Source organism: Microlunatus parietis, from assembly GCF_013407955.1.
Taxonomy (GTDB): Bacteria; Actinomycetota; Actinomycetes; order Propionibacteriales; family Propionibacteriaceae; genus Microlunatus; species Microlunatus parietis.
The window spans coordinates 5,160,904-5,184,806 of sequence record NZ_JACCBU010000001.1 but is presented as its reverse complement, the minus strand read 5'-3'; the positions used below and the strand labels follow the sequence as shown (position 1 = coordinate 5,184,806).

The following is a 23,903-nucleotide window of genomic DNA, read 5'->3' as shown; positions in this document are numbered from 1 at the left end:
ATCAACTCCGTCCGGCGAAGCGTTCGGCCTGCAGGGTGAACATCCGGGCGTAGGCACCGCCCGCCGCGAGCAGCCGGTCGTGATCACCGTCCTCGGCGATCCCGCCCCGGTCGGGGTCGAGGACGACGATCCGGTCGGCCCGCCGGACGGTGGAGAACCGGTGCGAGATGAGCCAGGTGGTGAGGCCCTCGGTCAGCTCCAGGAAGCGGTCGTAGAGGGCGGCCTCGGCCCGGACGTCCAGCGCCGCGGTGGGTTCGTCGAGCACCAGCACCCGGGCGCCGGCGTCGACGGCGAACATGGCCCGGGCCAGCGCGACCCGCTGCCACTGGCCGCCGGAGAGGTCGACGCCGCCCGTGTATTCGCGGGACAGCACCGTCTCCCAGCCGTCCGGCAGCACCTCGATCACCGACTCCAGGCCGGCCCGCTGGGCCGCCAGCTCCAGCCGGTCCCGGTCGCCCGAATGCTGCGGGGCGCCGAGGGCGATGTTGTCGGCGATGGTCAGGTGGTAGCGGGCGAAGTCCTGGAACAGCACCGCGAGCCGGGACCGCCAGCCGTCCGGATCCAGCTCGGCCAGGTCGGTGCCGTCCACCGTGATCCGGCCCGCGGTCGGCCGGTAGAGCCCGCAGAGCAGCTTCACCAGCGACGTCTTGCCGGCGCCGTTGCGGCCGACCACGGCGAGCGAGCGGCCGGCCGGCACCACCAGGTCCAGGCCGTCGATCGCGGCCTTCTCCGCGTTCGGGTAGCGGAAGGTCACGCCCTCGAAGCGGAGCTCGTCGCGGGGCAACTCCGGCGCGACCTCGCGACGCCGGGTCAGCGCCGGTGCCCGCTCCGGCGCAGCCAGCGCGTCGGCGGCATCGAGCCGGTCCGACATCGCCAGCACCTTCGGGACCAGCAGGGCCGCTGCGGCCAGGTGCGCGTTGTCGTCGTCGAAGGCCATGAACGAGTTCACGCCGGCCAGCGCCTGGACGAAGACCGCGACCGCGGCCAGGGAGAGCTGGCCCGGCCCGGGCCCGACGCCGAGGCCGGCCGCCACCAGCAGTCCGTACGAGAGCGTGTCGACGACGATGATCGCGAGGACGGAGCCGCCGACGGACAGCGGATCCGGCCGCCGGGACCGCCAGACCGGGCGCATCGCGGCCAGCCAGGACTCCTCGAACCGGCCGATCAGCCAGTCCCGCAGGCCGAGGATCCGCAGCTCCTTCGCCGGCCCCGCCTCGAGGGCGAGGTCGCGCAGATACTCGGAGCGCCGCAGCGCGCTGCTCTGGCCGTAGATGACCGCGCCGATCTTGACGTACTCGCGCTGCATCAGCAGCAGGGTCAGCGGCCAGACGATCAGCCAGATCACACCGAGCCACCATTCCAGGGCGAACAGGACGCCGGCCGAGCCGAGCGCCCGGAGCCAGGACGGCAGCGCCCGCGGCAGTGCCTCGACCGCGCGGCCGGCCCGGTTCAGGTCGCTGCCCAGGCCGCGGGCGATCCGGATCTCGTCCAGCGTCTCCGGGTCCTCGAGGTGGGCGATGCCCTCCGGCCGGCCGACCGCCGCCATCACCCGCTCGGCGAGGTGGCTGTCCAACTCGCGGCCGAGCGCCCGGCCCGCGGTGGTCGCGACGGGCGCCACCATCCGGTCGACCAGCACCAGCACGCCGACCACGACGAGCAGCCGCAGCGTCTCGGTCATCGCGGCGGAGCCCGAACCGCCGGCCACCGCCGCTGGGATCGACCCGATCAGCAGCCCGGTCAGCACCGCCGCCGCGACCGGCAACGCAGCGGTCACGAGGACGGACACGCCGAGGATCGCCGCCAGTCGCCGGTCCAGGCGGGGCAGCAGTCGGATCAGGGTGAGCACGCCGCGGCCGGACGAGGCCAGCCGGGCCAGCCGAGTTCGCACCATCATGGCGCCATCATGACATCATTCTGATGTCGCGAGCAAGACCTTGGGACGCCAGACAAGCCGGGGCCGGGCGGGCTAGCGTGGCGCCATGACGACCTGGAAGGAGTTCGCCGAGGAGTCGCCGAGGGTGTCCGGCCTGTTCGCCCGCCGCCACGCCGCGACCGGCTATCTGTGCCTGCTCGGCACCCTGCGCTCCGACGGCTATCCGCGGATCAGTCCGGTGGAGCCGCGGATCTTCGAAGATCAACTCGTGATCGTGGGCATGCCCGGGACCACGAAGTTCGGCGACCTCGGCCGCGATCCCCGGTTCACCTTGCACACGGCCACGGTCGATCCGTACGTCGGCGAGGGCGACGCCAAGTTGTGGGGCGTGGTGCACGACCTGCAGGACGAGGAACTGCACCGGCGGTTCGCCGAGTGGCTGTTCGCCGAGAGCGGCTTCGACCTGCGCGGTCAGCGGTTCGATCCGTTCTACGTGGCCGACATCGAAGGCGCGTCCTCGGTCGAGATGGACAACGGACTGTTGATCACGGTCTGGCAGCCCGGGCAGCCCGAGCGGGCGGTCCGGAAGTGAGCCTGCCCGCGGCCTACCGGCTCCGGATCGGCGTACCGCCGGTGCCCGACTACCTGCGGCTCCGGCGCGAGTCCGGACTGACGCCGCGTACCGAGGAGCAGGCCGAGTTGGCGCTGCCCGGCAGTTGGCGCGCCTGCCACGTGGTCCACGACAGCGGCGAGACGGTCGGCATGGGACGCGTGATCGGCGACGGTGGCTGGTATTTCCACATCGTCGACATGGCCGTCCTGCCCGGCCATCAGCGCCAGGGCATCGGCGACACGGTGCTGACCTGGCTGGTCGACGAGATCCGTACCGCAGCGCCGCCGAAGGCCTTTGTCTCTCTGATGGCCGACCCGCCCGGCCGCCGCCTGTACGCCAAGCACGGCTTCACCGAGGACCGCGAGCGCTCCATCGGCATGGCCCTGTGGACCTAGTGTCGCGCGTCCCTAATGTCGGGTGCCCGTGATCGTCGTGCCGTCCTGACGCACCGTGATCTTGGTCCCCTCGAGTTCAAGTTCGAGCCGGACACCGATCACCCGGGAGGCGAAGATCAGCTGCCCGTCCTGCTGGCCGACGAAACCGAAGATCATCTCGGGCTGGCCGTCGAACCGGACCGCCAACTCGTCCTCGACCGGCCGCAGGCTCAGTGCCGACGCGTCGTGCAGCCGGTAGTGTCCGGCGAGCGCCGCGACCGAGTCCCGATCGGGTTGCTTCGGCTCCTCGAGATCGTCCGGATAGTCGGGCCAACCGCAGCGCTCGGCGATCGCCGCCAGCGCCCGCTGGACGGCGAAGTAGCCCCGGTCGCTGTTGGACATCACGACGGCGCCGGAGCCGAGCTCGTGATAGCTGAGCGCATGACACTGGAACCCGACATTGCTGCCGCTGTGACCGAAGCGCACCTGCCCGTCGCGGCCGGCCAGGAAGACGCCGAGGCCGATCTCGTCCAAGCCGCCGGTCTGGGCCTTGCCGGTCGGCAGCCGCGGCGCCAACATCTCGCGGGCCAGCCCTCGGGACAGTACGGCGTCGACGGCGCCCTGGTAGGCGGCTCGGACCGCCAGGGCCCACCGGCACAGGTCGGCCGGCGTGGTCCACAGCCCGGCAGCGGCCTGCTCGGGATAGAGGTTCCAACCGCCCTCGACCGGACGTCCGTACGCGTCGTGCCCGCTGGCCAGACGATCATGGACCGCCGCGGGTGGCGGCTGGGCGAAATCGCTGTCGGCCATGCCGATCGGGTCCAGCACCAGCTCCCGCATCAGGTCGGCGAACGGCGTGCCGGTGACGTCCTCGAGCAGCTGTTGCATCACCGTCATGCCGCCGCCGCTGTAGCGCATCCGGACGCCGGGCATGGTGTCGACGCGGACGCCCTCGGTGTTCGCCGGATGGGCCCCGCTCAGGATCTGCACCGGGTCGGGCAGCGGGTCCGTTCGCCGATAGCCGGGAAAGCCCGAGGCGGTCAGGCCGGCCGAGTGGCTCGCGAGGTGCCGCAACGTGATCACCGGCTGCCAGGTACCGTTCCGCGGAATCCGCCAGGAGGTCAGCCGCTCGTTGACGTCCTGATCGAGGTCGAGCAGTCCGCGGTCGACCAGCCGGAGCATCCCGAGCACGGCGACCGGCTTGCTGATCGAGCAGGCCTGGAACCGGGTCGTCTCCGTCACCGGTGAGTCTCCGCCCGCCTCCCGGACGCCGAGCGCACCGGTGTCGGCCACGGCATGATCATCGTGGATGGCCCAGCTCAAGCCGGGCACGGCGTAGGCGGCACGGGCGGCTTCGATGCGGTCGCGGAGTTCCGTCATCCGGTCAGATTACGATGATCATTCCGGCCCCGGAAGCGAATTGCTGACCGGTATCGGACGGAAGCGCGGCGTCACCCGATGCTGCGGATCAGCCGTTCGGCGGCGTCGATGATCATGGTCGTCTCGTGCTCCCAGGCCGGCTCCTGACCTCGGTACGGACCGGTGGCCAGCGAGATCGCGACGGCGGCGGCCCGCAGCCGCAGCTCGACCGGATCGACCCGGGTGTCGAAGACGGGCACCCAGTCCCGGATCAGCCGGCTGACCCGGGCGGCCTGCTCGGCGTTCATCCGCTGCACGGACGACAGATGGGCCAGCAGGCAGGCAAGATCATCGGCGCGCCGGCCGGGGCCGATCGTGTCGATGTCCAGGATGCCGCTGACCCCGGTGGCGGAGACGAACAACTGACCCTCGTGGAAATCGCCGTGGGTCGGCTCGGTGCCCAGCGGGATCCCGGCCAGGCCGGTCCGGATCTGCTCGGTCAGCCAGTCCAGCCGCGGCCGCAGCGAGGGCAGCGCCGCCGCGACCATGGTCGCGTACTGCTCCACCGCGTCGGACCACGGATTGCGCCGGCTCAGCGCGGCCACCTCGACCGGCATCGCGTCCAGCACGCCGATCAACTGCTCGGCGGTGCACGGCGGCTCCGGATCGAAGATCGCCTGGGCCAGCGGCCGGCCGGGCAACTGCCGCAGCACCAGCAGGAAGTCCGGCGTGACGGCGGCGATCGGCGGCGCCGGCACCCCGGCCGCCAGCAACAGTTGATGCCGCCGCACGGTCGGCTCGAACAACCGCTCCCGGAGCACCTTGATGAAGAACGTCTCCGGCCCGGCCGCCGTCGTCACGGTCGCCCGCAGCACGGCCCGCCGGCGCGGCCGGTAACCGATCATCTCCAGTTCGACCTGCCCCGGCAGCACCGGCGCCGACAGCACCTGGTGGACGGTCAGCAGCTCGGCGACGTCATCGGCGAACGCGGCCCGGACCAGGCCGGGCAGCTCCGGGTCGCGCGGATAGAGCCAGACCGCGACCTCCCGCTCGCCGTCGGCGAAGATCACCGCGTTCTCGTCACTGGTGGAGCGGCCGCCGGCGCGGGCGCTGGCGCCGAGCAGTTCGGTCCGCCGGCCGAACGGCCAGTCCACCGTCGCCGTATAGGTCGCCGTCGTCGACCGGCGCGGGTTGGCGTCGACGTGGTCCAGCTGCCAGGAGACCAGCCGGCCACCACCGTGCGCCACCGCGGCGGTCAGCAGATCGGCCACTTCCGGCGAGGTGAGCAGGCCCGAGCCGTCGGGGTCGCGGGTGACGCTACTCATCACGGATCGATCTTTGCATGCCGGTACGGGAGCGGGGCGCCTCAGCGAGGCAGCAGGCCGACCTTGTCGTAGACCTCGGCCACGGTGGCGGCCGCGATGGACCGGGCGCGCTCCGCGCCGGCGGCGAGAATGCCCTCGAGCTCGGTGCCCTCCTCGATCAGGCCGAGCGCCCGCTCCCGGTACGCTCCGCCGACCTCGCCCACGACGTCGGCCACGGCGCCCTTGAGATCTCCGTATCCCAAGCCCCGAAAGGATTCCACCAGCGCATCGATCGGCGTCCCGGTCAGCGCGGACAGGATGGTCAGCAGGTTCGCGACGCCCGGCTTGGCCTCCAGGTCGTACCGGATCTCCCGCTCCGAATCCGTCACCGCCGACTTGATCTTCTTGATGTTGATCTTGGGCTCGTCGAGCAGTTCGATGATCCCGGCCGGCGAGGACGAGGACTTGCTCATCTTGCCGACCGGGTCGGCCAGGTCGCCGATCCGGCCGACCGAAGCGACGATGTGCGGCTCCGGCACCACGAACGTCCGGCCGTAGCGGTGGTTGAACCGCGACGCCAGGTCCCGGGTCAACTCCAGATGCTGCCGTTGATCTTCGCCGACCGGCACCCGATCGGCCTTGTAGATCAGGATGTCCGCCGCCATCAGGATCGGGTACGTGAACAGGCCGACGCTCGCCTGATCACCGAGCCCGCGAGCCGACTTGTCCTTGAACTGGGTCATCCGATTCGCCTGGCCGAAGCCGGTCAGGCAGCCCAGGATCCAGCTCAGCTGGGTGTGCTCGGGCACGTGCGACTGGATGAAGATCGTCGACTTCTCCGGATCGACACCGGCCGCGATCAACTGCGCGGCGCTGCGCAGGGTGCGCTGCCGCAGCTCCTTCGGGTCCTGCTCCACGGTCAGCGCGTGCAGGTCGGCGACACCGTAGAACGCGTCATGATCATCTTGCAGCGGCACCCACTGCCGCAGCGCGCCCAGGTAGTTGCCGAGATGCAGCGAGGCCGCGGTCGGCTGGACCAGCGAGAGCACCCGCGGCTTCGTGGTCCGGTCGTCCCGGCCCTGAGCGCCGGCCGTCGCGGCCGGATCTGCGGTCGTCGTGTCTGCAGACATGGGCGACATTGTTACGCACCCGCCGCCGGGCCCGGCGCACCGGGCTCACGCCCACTCGGCCCGCCGCGCCCGTTCGACTCCGGATCGGCGCTGGGCTGGCGCTCCGCGGCCGGGTCCGGCGCCTCCAGCCGGCGCACTCCGACCGCCGTCACGCGGCGCCCGCTCAGCTCGGCGACGCGGAGCGCGAACCGGACCGGGACCACGTCATCGTCGTCCGATTCGACCGGGCCGACCACCTCGACCAGCAGGTCGCCGACCTTGGCCAACCGGCCCAGCCGGGCCACCACGAACCCGGCCACCGTGTCGTACGGGCCGTCGGGCAGGGCCAGCGCGAACCGCTCGGCGAACTCGTCCAGCGTGGTCAGCCCGTCGATGATCACCTCGCCGCCGTTGTCGGCCGGGCGTTCGGTGACGATGTCGTACTCGTCGGTGATGTCGCCGACGAGTTCCTCGACCAGGTCCTCCATCGTGACGATGCCGGCCGTGCCGCCGTACTCGTCGGCGACGATCGCCAGGTGCGCCGACTCCCGCCGCATCATGGTCAGCGCGTGCAGCACCCGTACCGTCTCGGGCAGCGAGAGCACCGGCCGGACCAGTTCACGGACCGGCACCGTGCTGCGGGACGGGTCGCTGTGGAAGAGATCCCGGACGTGGATGAAGCCGAGGATGTCGTCGGCCGACTGGCCGGTGACCGGATAGCGGGACCGCGGCGCGTCGGCGGTCTCCCGGACCGCGCGGTGCACCGGCATGTCGCCGGGCAGGAAGTCCACCTCGGTCCGCGGCACCATCACCTCCCGCAGTCCGCGGTCGCCGGCGGCGAAGACGTCCTCGACGATCTGCCGCTCCTCCGCGCCGAGCGTCGAGGAGGTGCTGACCAGGGACCGGATCTCCTCGTCGGTGACCTCCTCACGAGACGCCTTCGGGTCGCCGCCGAGCAGCCGGACCAGGCCGTCGGTCGACACCCCGAGCAGCCAGATCACCGGCCGGGCCAGCCGGGCGATGAAGTCGACCAGCGGCGCGAGGGCCAGCGCGAACGACTCCGCCCGCTGCAGCGCCAGCCGCTTCGCGGTCAGCTCGCCGACCACGATCGAGACATAAGAGATGATGACCGTCACCACGACCAGGGCGATCGTGCTGCCGACGGCCTCCGAGATCGGCAGCACCTGGGCCAGCACCGGGCCGAGGTCGTCGGCCAGCGTCGCGCCGCCGAACGCCGCGGACAGGAAGCCGGCCAGCGTGACGCCGATCTGCACCGCGGACAGGAATCGGTTCGGATTCTCGCTCAGCCGGGCGACGGTGCGGCCGCTCTTGCTCCGCTGGGCGAGTTGTTTGACCTGGCTGTCCCGCAACGAGACCAGGGCCATCTCGGCGGCCGCGAAGACGCCGCCGATCATGATGAAGACGAAGATGACGAGGATGTTCAGCAGGGTGTCGTTCACGAACACACCTGCTTCGTACTGTGGCTTTCCCCGTCGTCGGATTGAGCGTCCTCGGAGTCCGGGACGAGACCCGGATCCGGCGCGTGTTCGCTGATCACCGGCCACACTTTAGTGGTGTTGGATGGGCCCATGGCGACCGATCGACCGAGTGCCGGAGCCCGGCGCGGCCGCGACTTCCCCGATGACGTCCCGATCCTGACCGACCCGTCCGGACGGGTACGGCTGCGAGCCCACACCGAGGCCGACCTGCCGGCGATCGTCGAGCAGAGCAACGATCCGGATGCGCGTCGCTGGACCCCGGTGCCGATCCCCGCCGACGGGTACGGGCTCGCCGAAGCCCGCGAGTACGCCCTCGAGGTCATCCCGTCGGGCTGGCGGTCCGGGACCGGGTTCGGCTGGGCGATCGACGCCGATCTCGGCCGCGGCCACCGCTATGCGGGGGCGATCGATCTCGGGCTGCGCGACGACGGCAGCGCCGAGATCGGCTTCAGCCTGCATCCGTCAGCCCGCGGCCACGGCGTGATGAGCACCGCGGTGCGCCTGGTCCGTGATCACGGGTTCGACGCGTTGGGCGTACGGGTGCTCCGCTGGCGCGCCCGGGTCGGCAACTGGCCGTCCCGGCGGGTTGCCGCGTCGGCCGGGTTCCGGTTCGACGGCCGGATCCGGCGCTCGCTGGACATCCGCGGCGAGCTGGTCGACGGCTGGGTCGCCACGATGACCTCGGACGATCCGCGGCAACCGATCCGGCTGCCGGAGAATCCAGTGCTGACGGGTGACCGGGCCGGGCCCGGCCGGCCGGTGCTGGTGCGTCCTTACACGGAGGACGACGCGCAGCGGCTGGTCCAGATCTGCTCGGATCCGGGCACCCGCCGGTTCGCGCCGCGGCTGCCGTACCCGTACACGACGCGGGATGCGCTGGACTTCGTCGAGTCGCTGCGCGAGGCCGCCACGACCGGCCGCGGCTTCGGCTGGTGCTACACCGATCCAGGGGTCGGCGTCGCCGCCGGAACGATCACGGTCGCGCTGTCCGACGCCGGCCGCGCCGAGCTCGGCTACTCGGCGCACCCGGATTCGCGGGGTCGAGGGCTGACCACCGCCGCCGTCCGGGCCGTGGCCGAGTTCCTGGGCGGCCACTCGACGGGGCTGCCGATTCCGGTGCGTTCGGTACTCATCCGGTGCGCGGCGAGCAACACCGGCTCCCGGCGGGTCGCGGAGCGGGCCGGCTTCGTCCTGATCGGGACCCAGCCGGCCGCCGAGGTGCTCGCCGACGGCACGGTGGACGATCTCCTGTTGTTCCATCGCGTGTGCCACACTCGCTGAGTGACTTTGCGGATCAGCGTCATCGGGACGGGCTATCTGGGCACGACGCTCGCCGCCGGGCTCGCCGAGTTCGGCCACGAGGTGATCGGCGTCGACATCGTGCCGGAGGTGGTGAAGAAACTCAACGCCGGCCAGCCGCACATGTTCGAGAACGGCCTGGAACACCTGCTGGAGCAGCACACCAGGTCCGGCCGGCTCCGGTTCACCCTGGACTACGACGACATCGCCGACTGGGCCGACGTGCACTTCCTGGCGCTCGGCACGCCCGAGCTGCCGGACGGCTCGGCCGACCTGAGCCAGCTGCACGCGACGATCGACGCCCTGGCGCCCAAGCTCACCAAGCCGGCCCTGGTGGTCGGCCGGTCGACGGTCCCGGTCGGCACCGCGCCGGCGCTGCAGGAACGGCTCCGCCGGCTGGCTCCGGCCGGCGACGGGATCGAGCTGGCCTGGCAGCCGGAGTTCCTCCGCGAGGGCTTCGCGGTCGGTGACACGCTGCGACCGGACCGGCTGGTCTTCGGCGTGCAGTCCGATCATGCGCTGCGGTTGCTCAAGCAGGTGTACGCGATCCCGCTGTCCGAGGAGACGCCGGTGATCACGTGTGATCTGGCCACCGCGGAGTTGATCAAGCAGGCGGCGAACACGTTCCTGGCGACCAAGATCAGCTTCATCAACGCGATGGCGCAGCTGTGTCAGGTGGCCGGCGGCGACGTGACCGTGCTGGCCGACGCGCTCGGCCTGGATGCGCGGATCGGTCGCGGTCACCTGAGCCCGGGGCTCGGGTTCGGCGGCGGCTGTTTCCCCAAGGACATCAGGGCGTTGGCGGTACGGGCCGACGAGCTCGGCGTGAACGTGCTGAGCGACTTGATCAAGAGTGTCGAGGTGATCAACTCCGCGCAGCGGGTCGAGCTGGCCGAGTTGGCGATCGATCAGCTCGGCGGCGAGATCGCGGGCAAGAAGGTCGCCGTACTCGGGGCCGCCTTCAAGGAGGGCACCGACGACACCCGGGACTCCCCCTCGCTCACCGTGGCCGACTATCTCCATGATCGCGGCGCGATCGTCGAGGTGTACGACCCGCAGGCCCACCTCGCCCCGCGGGACGGGTTCACCCAGGTCGGCAGCGTGATCGAAGCGGTCCGGGACGCCGACATCGTGCTGCACCTGACCGCCTGGCCCGAGTTCCGCTACCTCGACCCGGCCGAGCTGGCCCCGCTGGTCAGGTCCAAGATCATCATCGATGGCCGGCTCAAGCTGCACGCCCCCACCTGGCGCGACGCGGGTTGGAAGCTGGTCCAGATCGGCCGAGCCGCCACCCTCTGAGAACCTTGAGGGGTGAGCCTCGACATACCTGATCGGGTCCGCCGGACGGTCGTCGCCGACGGCAACGCAGCCTGGCTGGACGAATTGCCGGGCATCGTCGCCTCGCTGGCCCGGGAGTGGTCCCTGACCATCGGGCGCAGCTTCGCGGGCGGTCATGTCGCCCTGGTCGTCGAGGCGACCCGGGCCGACGGAACCGCGGCGGTGCTCAAGATCGGTGTGCCGGGTCAGGACCTCGGGCCGGAGGCCATCGCGTTGCGCCTGGCCGACGGCGAGGGCTGCGCGAAGCTGTGGGCCGAGGACGCCGGCCGCCAAGCGCTGCTGATGGAGCGCCTCGGAGCTCCGCTGTACGACCTCGTGGCCGACCCGGCCAGCCGCCACGAGCTGCTGTGCGATGTCGCGGTTCGCCTGTGGCGTCCGGTCGATCCCGATCTTGACCTGCCCACCGGTGCGACGTTGGCCGAGCAGTACGCCGAGCGGCTGCCGAGACTCTGGGAGCAGGCGGGGCGACCGTGCTCGCCGGCCACCGTGGCGGACGCACTGAACTGCCTGGAGCGCCGCCGGCTGGCCCACGACGATCGGTCCGCGGTGCTGGTCCACGGCGATGTTCACGAACTGAACGCGCTGCAGGCGGCCGACGGCAGCTACAAGTTGATCGATCCGACCGGGCTGCGGGCCGAACCGGCGTGCGACCTCGGCACCATCGTGCGCTGCAATCCCGACCTCGGCGATGATCTCCGGGCCCGGACCGAGCGGTTGGCTGCTCGTACCGGCGTGGACGCCGCCGCCATCTGGGACTGGGGCACCATCCACCGCGTCGTCAGCGGCGTCTACGCCTGCAGCATCGGCTTCCAGCCCTTCGGAGAGCTGCTGCTGGCCGAAGCGGATCGGCTCACGGCGTAGCCAGCAGCGGGGTCAGGGACGGGCGAGTGCTTCGGTCAGCCAGCCCTGGTCGGGCCGAGTCGGGCGGGCCGGCGGGATCACCCGCACCGTGCCGCAGCGGCGGGCGGCCAGGCGTGCCGCCTGCGCGGCATCATCCCGGGCGTCGCCGCCGACTCCGACGTTGGCGCGGCCGTCGGTGAAGATCACCAGTTCCACGGCCGGCGGGTCGTAGCGTTCGGCCAGCCCGACCGCCAGCAGCAGCGCCGAGGCCAGCGGGGTGCCGCCGCCGGCCGGCAGTCGCCGGAGGCAGCTCATCGCCTTGGCCCGGCTGCGGGTCGGCGCCAGGCCGAGGACCGCCCGGCTGCCCCGGGCGAGCACGATCGCCACCTCGTCCCGCCGCTGGTACGCGACGTCGAGCAGCCCGAGGGCCATCGCCTTCGCGGTACGGACAGCGTCGCGGCCCATCGACCCCGACGCGTCGACGACCATGATCGTCAACCGCCCGGCCCGGCGCCGGCGCAGCTGACCGCGCAGATCCTCCGGCCTGATGATCACCCGCCCGGACCGGCCGCCGGCCCGGATCCGCTGCCAGGGCAGGGCGACCCGCAGCGTCGGCAGCAGGGCCAGCGGCGCCCCGCGCCTGCCGTACGGCACCACGCGGCCCGGCCGCCCCCGAGCCCCACCGGTGATCACCGCGCCGCGGCGTCCGGCGGGAGCCCGGCGGACCCGGGCCCACGGCGGCGGACCGCCCGCACTGGGCACCGCGGGCGGCAGCGGATCGGGCGGCGGCGGTTCGCTCTCGTCGGATCCGGTGCCTTCGCCGCGCGGCGGCCCGGACTCGTCCCGACCGCGGTCCTGATCATGGCCGCGGTCCTGATCATGGTCGCGATCCTGATCATGGTCGTGATCCTGATCATGGTCGGCGGGCTCGGGCGGTGGCGGCGCCACGGTGAGGGCCCGTGGCCCGAAGACGTGCTCGATGAGGATCGGCCGCGGATCGGCACCGGCCCGGTGGATCCGCTCGGCCAGCCGCGCGGCGCCGACCTCGAGACCATGATCGGCAACCCCGTGGCCGTCGGCCAGGTCCACCACGGTCGCCGCGATCCGGTCCCGGTCGACCGGCGCTCCCGGGCCGCCCTCGACCACGTCCGGTAGCAAGGTCCCGTCCAGCAGCCGCCGGAGCGGAACCGTACCCACCGGCAGGTCGACCACGGCGCAGCAGCGGCGGGCCAGCGCCGGCGGCAGCGCGTCCAGCCCGGCGGCGGACAAGATCACCGCGGGAAGCCTGGCCAGGCCCACGGCCAGCTCCAGTTCGACCAGCTCCGCCGCAGCGACCATGATCACCTCGCCGGGCCGGGCCGGCTCCAGGTCACCGGCGGCCAGTCCGGGCGGCACCGGCCGGACCCGGTGGCCACGTTCCGCGAGTGCGGCTGCCAGCTCCTGCCAGACCCGCTCCCGTACCAGGGAATCGCCGGTGATCACCAGCCCGGGACCGGGGTCGTCAAGAAGCGCCGCCAGCAGCGCCGGGTCGATCATGATCACGCCGGTACGGGAGCAGGAGCGATCACCGACCGGACCAGGTCCAGCAGGCGCCGGTCGACCGTCTCGGCGCTGTCGAACGCCTCCCGGTGCACCCGGTGCCGCAGCGCCAGCAGCGCATGATCGACGACGTCACGCTGTTCCACCTGGTCCGCACCGCGCAGGGCCGCGCCGGCCCGGGCGACGTAGCTCAGCACCACCTCGCCACGATGCCCGATCGCCCCGGCCGCGACGCACAGTTCGATGATCGACTCCACAACGGCGTCCGGCAGGTCCACCGAGTCCAGCCGGCGGCGCGCCTCGGCCACGCTCGCCGCGAGTTCGACCTCGGCCCCCGACCAACGCCGGTAGAAGCCGGCCCGGTCGTCGGCGAAGTCCAGCCGGCGCCGGATGATCTCCCGCCGCACGGCCGGGTCGCGCTCGGTGGACACGGTCGTGGCCAGGCCGAACCGGTCGGTCAGCTGCGGCCGCAGCTCGCCCTCCTCCGGATTGCCGGAGCCGACCAGAACGAACTCGCACGGATGCCGGTGACTGATCCCCTCCCGTTCCACCACGTTGACGCCGGACGCGGCGACGTCGAGCAGCACGTCGACCAGGTAGTCGTCGAGCAGGTTCACCTCGTCGACGTAGAGGAAGCCGCGGTGGGCGGCGGCGAGCAGCCCGGGCGCGAACCTCCGCTCGCCGGTGGTCAGGGCGGCCTCCAGGTCGATCGAGCCGATCACCCGGTCCTCGCTGGCGCCGAGCGGCAGCGTCACGACGGCTCGATCCGGATCGGTCAGCGCCAGCAGCTGGCCGAGCGCGCGGACGGTGGTCGACTTCGCTGTGCCGCGGTCGCCGAGGGCCAGGACACCGCCGATCCGGGGATCGACGGCGCACAACAGCAGCGCCCGCTTCAGTTCCACCTGGCCGGCGACCGCGCTGAACGGGAAGACCGGTGGCTCGTTGTCGATCATGGGTTCTCCGTTTCCGATCATGGTCCGTTTCCGATCATGGTCAGGCGGCCGACGGGCCGACTCCTTCCACCGCGTCCTCGAGCAGGTCGGTGACCTGGTCGAGCCGGGCGCGTTCGGCGGGACTCGGCCGCCACAGTCCGCGCCGGTCCGCCTCGTCCAGCCGCAGCGCCATCGAGCGGACCGCGGCCGGATTGACCGCCGCCATCCGGTCCCGCAGCCGGTCGTCGAACAGGAACGTCGCCGCGGCCGCCGAATAGATCCAGTCGTCCACCGCGTCGACGGTCGCCGACCAGCCGAACGTGTTGTCCAGCCGTTGCGCCACCTCCCGTACGCCTTGGAAGCCGTGCTCGAGCATCGCCTCGTACCAGCGCGGATTGAGCAGCCGGGTCCGCGACTCCAGCCGCAGCGCCTCGTCGATGTCGCGGACCCTCGCCCGCGGCGAGTACGTGTCGGACACCAGCACCCGCGGCGCCCGGCCGCCGGCGGCCTTCACCGCGGCCGAGACGCCGCCGAGGTATTCGAAGTAGTGGTCACTGTCGGCCAGCGACCGCTCCGCCGAGTCGAGGTTCTGGAACGTCACGTCGACCGTGGCCAGCACCGACCGGAACAGCCGACCCGCCTCGGCGCCGGTCAGGCTGACCCCGTAGGCGTAGGACTGCCGCTTCGTGTAGAGCTCACCGAGGTCGAGGTCGGTCTCCCAGGTCGAGGCGTCGACGACGTGGTTGACCCCGGAACCGTAGTCGCCGGGCGCGTTCGAGAAGACCCGGGTGGCGGCGTCGGCGACCTCGATGCCGAGTTCGCGGGCCTGCTCGAGCGCGTGCTTGCGGACATAGTTCCGCTCCGGGTCCTCGTCCAGGACGGCGACCGCTCGGATCGCCTCGTCCAGCAGTCCCATCGCCTGCCCGAACAGGTCGCGGAACACGCCCGAGGCGGTCAGCACGACGTCGATCCGGGGCCGGCCCAGGGCTTCCGGGTCGAGGATCCGGAACCGGTTGACCCGGCCGTGCGAGTCGGCGTACGGCTCCACGCCGAGCAGCGCGAACGCCTGCCCGAGAGTCTCGCCGCGGCTCTTGATCGTTTCAATTCCCCAGATCACCAGGGCCACCGACTCGGGCAGCTCACCGGTGTCGGTGATCTTGTTCAGCAGGGCCTGCGCGGAGTCGCGGCCGCGCCGCACCGCTGCCGCCGTCGGGATCGTGGTCGGGTCGATCGCGTACGTGTTCCGGCCGGTCGGCAGCACGTTCGGCTCCCGGATCGGGTCACCGCCCGGCCCCGGCGCGATGAAGCCGCCGTCCAGGGTGTGCAGCAACGCGCCGAGCTCGTCGTTGCGGCCCAGTTTGATCATGGTCTCGGTCAGGTACGCGAGCCAGCCGGGATCAAGATCATCGCCGGACCGGCCGGCGATCACCGCGTCCACCAGCTGCTGGGCCCGGTCCGGCTCGTCGATCAGGCTGGCCAGGCCGCGCTCGTCGCATCCCTGGTCACAGCAGGCTCGCAGGATCGCCCGGGTGTCCTCAGGTTCCAGGCCGCGGCCGAGCCGGTGCAGGCCGACCGAGATCAGCGTCTCGGCCACCTCGTCCAGCGTCGCGGCCAGCCGCTCCAGGTAGACCGCCGGGTCAGTGGTCGCCAGCTCGGCGTCGACGTCGTGGTGTAGTCCCTCGGCCTCGGCGGTCTCGGTGATCATGGTGAGCCGCTGGGCCCGCAGCGCCGGGGCGGCGGCCAGGCAGCCGGCGATGTCGTCGCGCAGGCTGCGCAGCCGGCCGTCCAGGTCGGCATCGGCGAGCGGCGGCGACAGGTGATTGACGATCGTGGCCGCCGAGCGGCGCTTGGCGATCGCCGCCTCGCTCGGATTGGACGCCACGTAGAGATAACTGTGCGGGATCGCGTCCAGCAGGTGATCGGAGAAGTCGGTCCGGACCAGCCCGGTCTGTTTGCCCGGCATGAATTCCAGGGCGCCGTGGGTGCCGAAGTGCAGCACCAGATCGGGATCGAGGTGCCGGTCCAGCCAGGTGTAGCAGGCCGCGAACGCATGGGTCGGGGTGGCGTCCGGCTTGGCCAGCAGCCCGGCCGGATCGGCACCGTAGCCGCGGGACGGCTGGAAACAGACGGTCACGTTGCCGAGCCGCGCACCGTGCACCTCGAACGCCTCGCCGTCGTTGTCGAACTCGCCCGGCGCCGGTCCCCAGGCGGCGGTGATCCGACGGCCGGCCCGGTACTCCCGCAGATAGTCGGCGGCGTGGTAGCGGGCGAGGACCCGTGCGGTCGCCGGTGCCGCCCGGTCGACGACAGCATCGAAGGTCGCCTCGGCATCCGCCGGTACGTCCACCCGGTAACCCGACCCGGCCAGCGCGCCGAGCAGAGAATGCAGCGACGACCAGACGTCGAGCGAGGCCGCGGCACCGATCGCGCCCTTCTCCGGTGCGTGCGACACCAAGATCACCGCGATCCGCCGCTCCGACACCGGCTTGGCCCGGAGCCTGATCAGCCGGTCGGCTAGTCGGACCAGCCGGTCGAGTTGATCATCGACGGCGACCAGCTCGTCCGTTGCGGCGTCCCGGCCGGCGATCACCAGCGGCGCTATCCCGCCCTGGAGTTCCGGCACCGCGAGCTGCATCGCCACCGTGGTCTGGGAGAGTCCGGTCGCGTCGGCCAGCCACTCCTGCAGGGTCTGGTTGCTCAGCGTGATCGCCGCGATCATCGGCACGTCCGCGCCGACCAGCGCGGCCAGACCCTCGGCCAGCTCCGGCGTGCCGTGCCGGCCGCTCAGCGTGAAGCCGCGGGTGTTGATCCAGAGCCGGATCCCGTCCGCGTACGGCTCGAGATCCGCGGCAAGATCGGCGGTCGAGCCGAACCAGCCGACCGCCCGGTGACCGGCCTGCTCGACCCGGTCGAACAACGCGCGGAGATGGCCGTCGTTGCCGCTGAACAGGAGGTTCCGCGAGCACGCCACGACGATCACCGGCGTCCCGCGCCCGGGCAGTGTGCCGGCCGGATGCCAGAGTCCGTGCTCCGGCTGCAGTTCGGGGACGCCGAGGTCGTCCACCGGCCCGCGGGCCGTTCCGGTCCGGCGGGCCAGCAGGCGCAGCGCCAGCACGAGGTTCCCGGTGCTGAGCTGGCGAAAACTCATGATCACCAGGCCGAGCGTCCGGAGATCGCCGGCCGGCAGCCGGTGCGCCAGCGCGGCCGAGGCGCGCAGGACCGGACCGAGCTCGGCCGGCACCGCTGCCCCGGCCGTCGCCAGCGCCCCGGCGGCGGCCATGATCGACTCCCGGGTCTCCGCCGGCCGCTCGGCCGGAGCGAACTCGCCGAGCCGGGTCCGGCCGAGCAGTTCCTGATCGGCCAGCAGCAGCGGTACGACAGCGAGGCCGGGCCGCTCCATGATCAACTCCACCAGCCGTCCGCAGACCCGGGGATCGGCGGTCGAGGTGAGCAGCACGTCCGCGCCGTCCAGCGCCTCGCCGACCGAGGCGTCCTCCGCCAGCACCGCCGGCCCGGGGATCCGGCGCCATTCGGTGATCAACTCGGCCGCGTCGGCCAGCCGCTCGATCGCCCGCCGGAGCGGCAGCGCCGCGGCCTGCTCGAAGCCCACCGTTGCGAGAACCAGACGCGGCGTGGTCATGGCGCCGGAACCAGATCGGGATGCAACCAGTGCGCGATCGCTTCCAGGCCGTCGATCCCGCCGGAGCCGGACGACATCGCGGCGGCCGGCAGCACCAGGATCTGTCCCTCCGCCACCGCCGGTACGGCGGCCATGCCCGGCGATCCGAACAAGGTGTCGTACTGGCTCCGGCCCTTGCCGGTGCTGTCCAGCACCACCAGGTGGGTGGGCGCGGCCGAGATCAGCTGCTCGGTGGCCGCGGGCTGGCTCTTCTGCAGGCCGAGCACGTCGCTCACCTGACGGGTCCCGGCAGCGCCGAGGACGGCCTGGTTGATCGAGCCTGGCCCGGAGAGATAGATGGTGTCGCCGATCACCCGCAGCTGGCCGGCCAGCGGACGTTGATCATCGGCGAGCCCGGACGTCGCGTCGGCCACCCGCTGCCACCGGGCTTGGTAGTCGGTGATCAACTTTTCGGCCTCGGTCTCGGTGCCGAGCGCCCGGCCGATCAGTCGGACGTTGTCGGCGTACATCGTCGGATCGGACCAGGTGTTGGTGATCGCGAGGATCGGCACCCCGGCCTGCTCCAAGATCGCGAACGCATCGCTCTCGGCGTCGTGCCGGGTGGTCACCAGCACCAGGTCCGGATCGAAACTCAGCACCGATTCGGGATCCGCCCCGGCGGCCGAGGCCAGCCGGCCGGCGACCTTCCCGGCCGCTGCGGACCGCAGCGACTGGTTCGGGTTCGTGGTCAGCGTCGGTACGGCAGCGATCCGCGCCGGCTCGACCAGCTGCAGCGCCACGTCCGCAACGTCCGAGGACAGCGCCACCACCCGCTGCGGCGCCGCGGCCAGCGTCACCGACCCGCCCGGATACTCGATCGTCCGCGGCCAGTCCGAGCCGGCGGCCGCCCCGCCCGTACCGTCGCCCGGCGGTGCCGCCGCCGTCGCGGCGCAGCCGGTCGCCATGATCAACAACAGCAGCGGAATGATCAATCGTCTCATCGGAGTTCTCCTTCCCGGTCCACGGCGTCGAGGGCCGTGACCGTGATCGTGTTCAGGTCTGGATGGGGCCGGACGGACGCCTCGACCCCGAAGGCGGCCCGGATCAGGTCCGGCCGCAACACCTCGGCCGGCGGGCCGTCGGCGAGCAGCCGGCCCCGGTCCAGCAGCAACAGCCGGTCGCAGCACCGGGCGGCCAGTTCCAGGTCGTGGATCGCCACCACGACCAGGCAGCCGGTCGCCGCGACGGCCTCGATCAGGCGCAGCACGGTGAGCTGGTGGCGCAGGTCGAGGGCGGAGACCGGTTCGTCCAGCACCAGGATCCGGGGCTGCTGCGCCAGCGCCTTCGCGATCAGGACCAATTGACGTTCGCCGCCGGACAGCGTGGTGATCACCCGGTCGGCCAGCCGCGCGGTGCCGGTCCGCTCCAGGGCCGCCTCGGCAAGTTCCCGGTCGGCCGGACCCTCGACACCGAACCGGCCGAGGTGGGGGTGCCGCCCCATCAGCACCACGTCACGAACGGTGAACCCGAAATCGACGTTCGTGTTCTGCGGTACGAACGCGACGGCGCGCGCCAGCTCCCGGGCCGACCAGCCGCGGATCGGCCGGCCGTCGATCAGCACCGATCCAGCCGCCGGCCGGACCGTGCCCGTCACCGTCCGCAACAGGGTCGACTTGCCCGCGCCGTTCGGCCCGATCAGCCCGATCACCGAGCCGGCGGCGGCCGTGGTCGTGACCCGGTCCACGATCGTCGTGTCGCCGCCGATCACGGTGACCTCGGTCAGCTCCAGCAGGGTTGAACCGATCATCAGAGCCGCTCCCGAGTGGACCGGACGACGAACCAGAGCAGCACCGGCGCACCGACCAGGGCGGTGATCACGCCGACCTGCAGCACGACCGGCGCGAACACGGTACGCGCGATCAGGTCGGCCAGGATCAGGAACGTCGCACCGCCGAGCGCGCTGGCCGGCAGCAGCACCCGATGATCGGGGCCGGCGATCAGCCGGATCGCGTGCGGCACCACCACGCCGACGAAGGAGATCGTCCCGGACACCGCGACCGAGGCTCCCGTGATCAACGCGGCCAGCAGCAGGATGATCATCCGGGTCCGGGTGACGTCGACGCCGCCGGCGCGGGCCTGCTCGTCGCCGAGGCCGAGCACGTTCAGGTCCCGGGCGAACGTCATGATCAGCACCAGCCCGAACAGCACCGGCACGATGATCAACCCGACGTGGTCCCAGGTCCGTGCCTCCAGTCCGCCCTGCAGCCAGAACACGATGCTGCGCAGGTCGTCGTCGGTGTCAGCGGTCGCGACCATCATCGAGATCACCGCACCGAGCAGGGCGTTGATCGCGATCCCGACCAGCAGCAGGGACGAGACGAGCCGGCGGGTGTTGAGGGCCGCGACGCCGAGCACCACCGCGATCGCCGCGGCCGAGCCGAGGAACGCCAGGCCGGGCAGGATCCAGCGGCTGATCGAGGTCAGCCCGAAGTAGAGGGCGATCACCGCGCCGAGCGCGCCGCCGGCGGACACCCCGACCACGCCGGGCTCGGCCAGCGGGTTCCGGAAGACCCCTTGCAGGGCGGCGCCCGCGACGCCGAGGGCCGCTCCGACCAGGGCCGCGACGACCACTCGCGGCAGCCGTACCTGCAGCACCACCACCGTGTCCCGCGGCGACGCGGCGTCGGCCGGCACCCAGCCCAGCCCGCCGCCGATGATGGTGATCACCTCGCCCGGGCTCAGATCAGCCGTGCCGAGCGCGACCCCGGTCCCGGCGGCGATGATCAAGGCGACGAGCAAGATCATTCCGGCCAGGCCGAGCCGCGACCCGACACCGAGCCGGGTCCACAGTCCCAGCCCGACCGTCATCGGATCGCCACCGGGCCGGACAGAGACGGTTCAATCGCCGGCCCGCGACCCGCCGAGTCGGATCCACCCACCCGACCGCGGCGACGGACAGCCGCCGCATCCTCGTACCACCGATGCCCCCGAATCACTTGCTCACGATAACCATTTTCATTTACGAGGTCAGCGAGGCATCCAGCGGCTGGACAGTTAACCTCCGGAAACCCGGCGAAAGGCTGCGGCAAAGCTGGGTCGGGGCGTACCCGGACAACTTCGTGATCAAGTGGATGTTGTCCGGCAAGCTGGAACGGGGCGCCGCCCGATTCGGAACGATCGCTGAGCGCTAGGACTTGATCAACAACGGCGCGACGGCGGCTTCCAGCCGATCGGTCATCCGGAGGAATCCGAGGTCGGTCGGGTGGGAGCCGTCGACCGTGTCGTCGCGGTCCTGGCCCAGCAGCGTCTCGCCCTCGACGTAGTGCAGGTCCGGCGTCCCGTCGGCGACCAACTTCTCGTAGCCGGCCCGGAACGCCGCCCGCTTCGCCTCGGACAGCTCGGCCTGGCTCGACTTGGCCCAGGAGCCGGTCCAGGTCCGGTCCTCGACCAGCACGATCGGCCCCTCCGGACGCCGCGCCCGCAACGTCTGGACGAACGGCACGGCCCGCTCGGCGACCAGGTCGGCGTCCATGTTGGGCAGGCAGTCGACGATCCACAGGGCCGCGTCGATCTCGCCGATCAACTCGGCCAGCTCGATCTCCATCTTCCCGCGGCCGGAGAAGCCGAGCCCGATCACCGGGCGGCCCAGCCGCCGGCCGAGCTGCGCCGGCAGCGTCATCCCCGGCCGGGACGCGGCCGCTCCGTGCACGATCGAGGTGCCGTAGTAGACCACCGGCGGCGTCGGGTCGGCCGGCACCAGCTCGAAGCTCGCCCCCTCCGGCACGCCGATCTCGATGTCCTCGAGCCGGTTGAACAGGCCGAAATAGACCGTGTAGCGGCGATCGGCCGGGTCCAGGCCGGTCACCAGCACGTTCTCCGCCTCGGGGAAGCCGGAGGCGGCCGCGCAGCCGACCCAGCGCCAGGAACCGGGCTCGCTCTCGCCGTAGAGATCGAGTCCGCTGACCGCCACGTTCGGCATGTGCCACATCGCCAGTTGCTCGAGGCCGAGCCGCCAGCGGGCCCGGATCTCCGTCGCGTCGGTACGGAAGCGTGAGTAGAGCGAGCTGGACATCCGGCTCAGGCCCCAGACATCCTCCGACACCCGGCCCTCCGCGTGCCGGGGCAACCGGTCGTACCTGCGGAGGGTGGCCTCGTCGGGCCAGCCCTTGCCCTCCGGCGTCGCGAGTGGATGCCATGCGAACGCTGCGTCGTCCACGCTCCCCCAGTCCTTCCCCTGTGAACCCTGGCCTGCCCTGGAACCGCCTCCCCGCTGTCCGCGGAAACGGCCGGGGCATAGCCTACGGTCAGTCAGCAGAACGTCCACGAAGGAGACCACCGTGCCCGCCAGCACTCCCGTCAAGATCGCCGTCACCGGTGCCGCCGGTCAGATCGGCTACAGCCTGTTGTTCCGGATCGCCAGCGGTGCGATCTTCGGTCCCGACCGGCCGGTCGAGTTGCGTCTGCTGGAGATCACGCCGGCGCTGAAGGCGCTGGAGGGTGTGGTGATGGAACTGGAGGACTGCGCGTTCGATCTGCTCAGCGACGTCCAGACCGGCGACGACCCGGCCAAGATCTTCGACGGCGTGAACCTGGCTCTGCTGGTCGGTGCCCGGCCGCGCTCGAAGGGGATGGAGCGGGGCGATCTGCTGGAGGCCAACGGCGCGATCTTCAGCGCCCAGGGCAAGGCTCTCAATGATCATGCCGCCGACGACGTCCGGGTGTTGATCACCGGCAACCCGGCGAACACCAACGCGCTGATCGCCCGGCACAACGCCCCGGACATCCCGGCCGAGCGGTTCAACGCGCTGACCCGGCTGGACCACAACCGGGCCAAGGCGCAGGTCGCGGCGAAGGCCGGCGTGGCGGTCAGCGACGTCAGCCACCTGACCATCTGGGGCAACCACTCGGCGACCCAGTACCCGGACCTCTACAACACCCTGATCGCCGGCCAGAACGCGGCGAAGGTGATCAACGACCAGGAATGGCTGGAGAACGACTTCCTGCCCACCGTGCAGAAGCGCGGCGCGGCGATCATCGAGGCCCGCGGCGCCAGCTCCGCGGCCAGCGCCGCCAACGCCACCGTCGAGCACGCCCGGGACTGGCTGCTCGGCACGCCGTCCGGCGACTGGGTCTCCCAGGCGGTCCCGTCCGACGGCTCGTACGGGGTCCCGGAGGGCCTGATCAGCTCGTTCCCGGTGACCACCTCCGGCGGCGAGTACACGATCGTCCCCGGCCTCGAGATCAACGAGTTCTCCCGCGCCAAGATCGACGCCAGCGTGGCCGAACTGGCCGAGGAGCGCGACGCCGTTAAGGCGCTCGGCCTGATCGGCTGAGACTCGGCCGCCACTCCGGGACCCTAAGCTGGGCCCCATGAGTCAGCAGTATTCCGGGGGTTCCGCCGACGAGTCCGGCCGGCCGCCGACCTCAGGAGCCACCCCGAACCCGTTCAGCCGTGAGGCCGCCGGGGACGGCGCGGGGCTCGGGTCGGACGGCCCGGCCCCCGGCCGGGAGGACGTCACCGAGCCGGACGGCATCGTCGGCGCGCCCGGCGGGCCGTCGGCCTACCCGTCCCCGGATCCGTACACCGGCCCGGGTACGTACTCGTCGACCCAGTCCACCTCGTCCGACCCGGGCTACTCCTCGAGCGCCGGCTACGGGTCCGGCCCGACCCAGCCGTACCCCTCGAGCCAGCCCTACTCGCCGAACTCGGCCTACCCGTCGAGTTCGTCCTCCTCGGCCCCGGACGCGCCCTACGCGTCGCCGGCCGGGGCGGGCACGCCCGCCGATCCGTACTCGGTCCCGTCCGCGTCCGACCCGGCGCCGACCCCGCCCGCGTACGGCGCCAGCTACGGCCAGTCGTCCGGCTACCCGCCGAACCCGTACGACACCGGCGGTTACCAGTACGGCACGGCGCACCCGTACGGCTACGTCCCGCAACAGCACCCGAGGGGGACGACGGCCCTGGTGCTCGGAATCCTCGGCCTCGTGCTCTGCCCGATCGTCGGCATCGTCGGATTCTCGATCTCCTCCCGGGCCCGCAAGGAGATCCAGGCCGAGCCGCAGCGCTACAGCAACGGCGGCATGATCACGGCCGGCTGGGTGCTCGGCATCATCTCGATCGTGTACGCCTCGTTCTGGGCGATCTACCTGGTCTTCATCGTGATCGCGATCATCGCGTCGGAGGCCTGACGGCTCAACGGGGACC

General features: G+C 71.8%; 19 protein-coding genes. 7 read left to right on the top strand and 12 right to left on the bottom strand.

The window, feature by feature from the left end; translation table 11 throughout:
* Position 1: 1 nt before the first annotated feature.
* Positions 2-1,894, bottom strand: coding sequence for an ABC transporter ATP-binding protein (locus tag BKA15_RS25000; RefSeq protein ID WP_179755428.1), 1,893 nt, complete (start codon positions 1,892-1,894; stop codon positions 2-4).
* Positions 1,895-1,979: 85 nt separating this feature from the next.
* On the opposite strand from BKA15_RS25000, the gene BKA15_RS24995 reads away from it, so the two are divergent.
* Positions 1,980-2,465, top strand: coding sequence for a pyridoxamine 5'-phosphate oxidase family protein (locus BKA15_RS24995; protein ID WP_179755426.1), 486 nt, complete (start codon positions 1,980-1,982; stop codon positions 2,463-2,465).
* Complete coding sequence (locus BKA15_RS24990; protein WP_218871560.1) at positions 2,462-2,881, top strand: GNAT family N-acetyltransferase; 420 nt, start codon at positions 2,462-2,464, stop codon at positions 2,879-2,881. The genes BKA15_RS24995 and BKA15_RS24990 overlap by 4 nt, the downstream gene beginning before the upstream one ends.
* Before the next feature lie 12 nt (positions 2,882-2,893).
* Here the strand turns inward: BKA15_RS24990 and BKA15_RS24985 are convergent, their stop codons facing one another.
* The 4 genes from BKA15_RS24985 to BKA15_RS24970 all read right to left on the bottom strand — a co-directional run bounded on the left by BKA15_RS24985 (position 2,894) and on the right by BKA15_RS24970 (position 8,047).
* Positions 2,894-4,240, bottom strand: a complete 1,347-nt coding sequence (locus tag BKA15_RS24985) for a serine hydrolase domain-containing protein (protein ID WP_179755424.1) — start codon at positions 4,238-4,240, stop codon at positions 2,894-2,896.
* 71 nt (positions 4,241-4,311) lie between these two features.
* On the bottom strand, positions 4,312-5,544 hold the full coding sequence (locus BKA15_RS24980) for a phosphotransferase (RefSeq protein WP_179755422.1): 1,233 nt from the start codon (positions 5,542-5,544) through the stop codon (positions 4,312-4,314).
* Positions 5,545-5,585: 41 nt separating this feature from the next.
* A complete protein-coding gene (gene trpS / locus BKA15_RS24975) occupies positions 5,586-6,653 on the bottom strand; it encodes a tryptophan--tRNA ligase (protein ID WP_179755419.1) in 1,068 nt (355 codons plus the stop codon).
* An 11-nt stretch (positions 6,654-6,664) separates the two neighbouring features.
* Positions 6,665-8,047 (bottom strand): hemolysin family protein, encoded by a 1,383-nt coding sequence (locus BKA15_RS24970; protein ID WP_218872351.1) that lies wholly within the window; start codon positions 8,045-8,047, stop codon positions 6,665-6,667.
* A 174-nt stretch (positions 8,048-8,221) separates the two neighbouring features.
* Between BKA15_RS24970 and BKA15_RS24965 the strand changes: the two genes are divergently transcribed.
* The 3 genes from BKA15_RS24965 to BKA15_RS24955 are packed head-to-tail and all read left to right on the top strand — an operon-like array spanning position 8,222 to position 11,629.
* Positions 8,222-9,412 (top strand): GNAT family N-acetyltransferase, encoded by a 1,191-nt coding sequence (locus BKA15_RS24965; protein ID WP_179755415.1) that lies wholly within the window; start codon positions 8,222-8,224, stop codon positions 9,410-9,412.
* Positions 9,413-10,729, top strand: a complete 1,317-nt coding sequence (locus BKA15_RS24960; protein ID WP_179755414.1) for a UDP-glucose dehydrogenase family protein — start codon at positions 9,413-9,415, stop codon at positions 10,727-10,729.
* Between the two features lie 12 nt (positions 10,730-10,741).
* Complete coding sequence (locus BKA15_RS24955) at positions 10,742-11,629, top strand: aminoglycoside phosphotransferase family protein (RefSeq protein WP_179755412.1); 888 nt, start codon at positions 10,742-10,744, stop codon at positions 11,627-11,629.
* A 12-nt stretch (positions 11,630-11,641) separates the two neighbouring features.
* Here BKA15_RS24955 and BKA15_RS24950 read toward each other — a convergent pair whose 3' ends face one another.
* The 7 genes from BKA15_RS24950 to BKA15_RS24920 form a co-directional block, all read right to left on the bottom strand.
* Positions 11,642-13,144, bottom strand: coding sequence for a VWA domain-containing protein (locus tag BKA15_RS24950; RefSeq protein ID WP_246323172.1), 1,503 nt, complete (start codon positions 13,142-13,144; stop codon positions 11,642-11,644).
* 2 nt (positions 13,145-13,146) lie between these two features.
* Entirely contained in the window at positions 13,147-14,100 is a 954-nt protein-coding gene (locus tag BKA15_RS24945) for a magnesium chelatase ATPase subunit I (protein WP_179755408.1), read from the bottom strand.
* A 40-nt stretch (positions 14,101-14,140) separates the two neighbouring features.
* Complete coding sequence (locus BKA15_RS24940; RefSeq protein WP_179755406.1) at positions 14,141-17,719, bottom strand: cobaltochelatase subunit CobN; 3,579 nt, start codon at positions 17,717-17,719, stop codon at positions 14,141-14,143.
* Entirely contained in the window at positions 17,716-18,699 is a 984-nt protein-coding gene (locus tag BKA15_RS24935) for an ABC transporter substrate-binding protein (protein ID WP_179755403.1), read from the bottom strand. Before BKA15_RS24935 ends, BKA15_RS24940 begins: the two co-directional genes overlap by 4 nt.
* Positions 18,696-19,505, bottom strand: a complete 810-nt coding sequence (locus BKA15_RS24930; protein WP_179755401.1) for an ABC transporter ATP-binding protein — start codon at positions 19,503-19,505, stop codon at positions 18,696-18,698. Before BKA15_RS24930 ends, BKA15_RS24935 begins: the two co-directional genes overlap by 4 nt.
* A complete protein-coding gene (locus BKA15_RS24925; RefSeq protein WP_179755399.1) occupies positions 19,505-20,566 on the bottom strand; it encodes a FecCD family ABC transporter permease in 1,062 nt (353 codons plus the stop codon). Before BKA15_RS24925 ends, BKA15_RS24930 begins: the two co-directional genes overlap by 1 nt.
* A gap of 319 nt (positions 20,567-20,885) precedes the next feature.
* Positions 20,886-21,914, bottom strand: coding sequence for an SGNH/GDSL hydrolase family protein (locus BKA15_RS24920; protein ID WP_179755398.1), 1,029 nt, complete (start codon positions 21,912-21,914; stop codon positions 20,886-20,888).
* A gap of 121 nt (positions 21,915-22,035) precedes the next feature.
* On the opposite strand from BKA15_RS24920, the gene BKA15_RS24915 reads away from it, so the two are divergent.
* Both BKA15_RS24915 and BKA15_RS24910 read left to right on the top strand, forming a co-directional pair.
* Positions 22,036-23,031, top strand: a complete 996-nt coding sequence (locus BKA15_RS24915; protein ID WP_179755396.1) for a malate dehydrogenase — start codon at positions 22,036-22,038, stop codon at positions 23,029-23,031.
* A 37-nt stretch (positions 23,032-23,068) separates the two neighbouring features.
* Positions 23,069-23,887, top strand: coding sequence for a hypothetical protein (locus tag BKA15_RS24910; RefSeq protein WP_179755394.1), 819 nt, complete (start codon positions 23,069-23,071; stop codon positions 23,885-23,887).
* Positions 23,888-23,903: the final 16 nt, after the last annotated feature.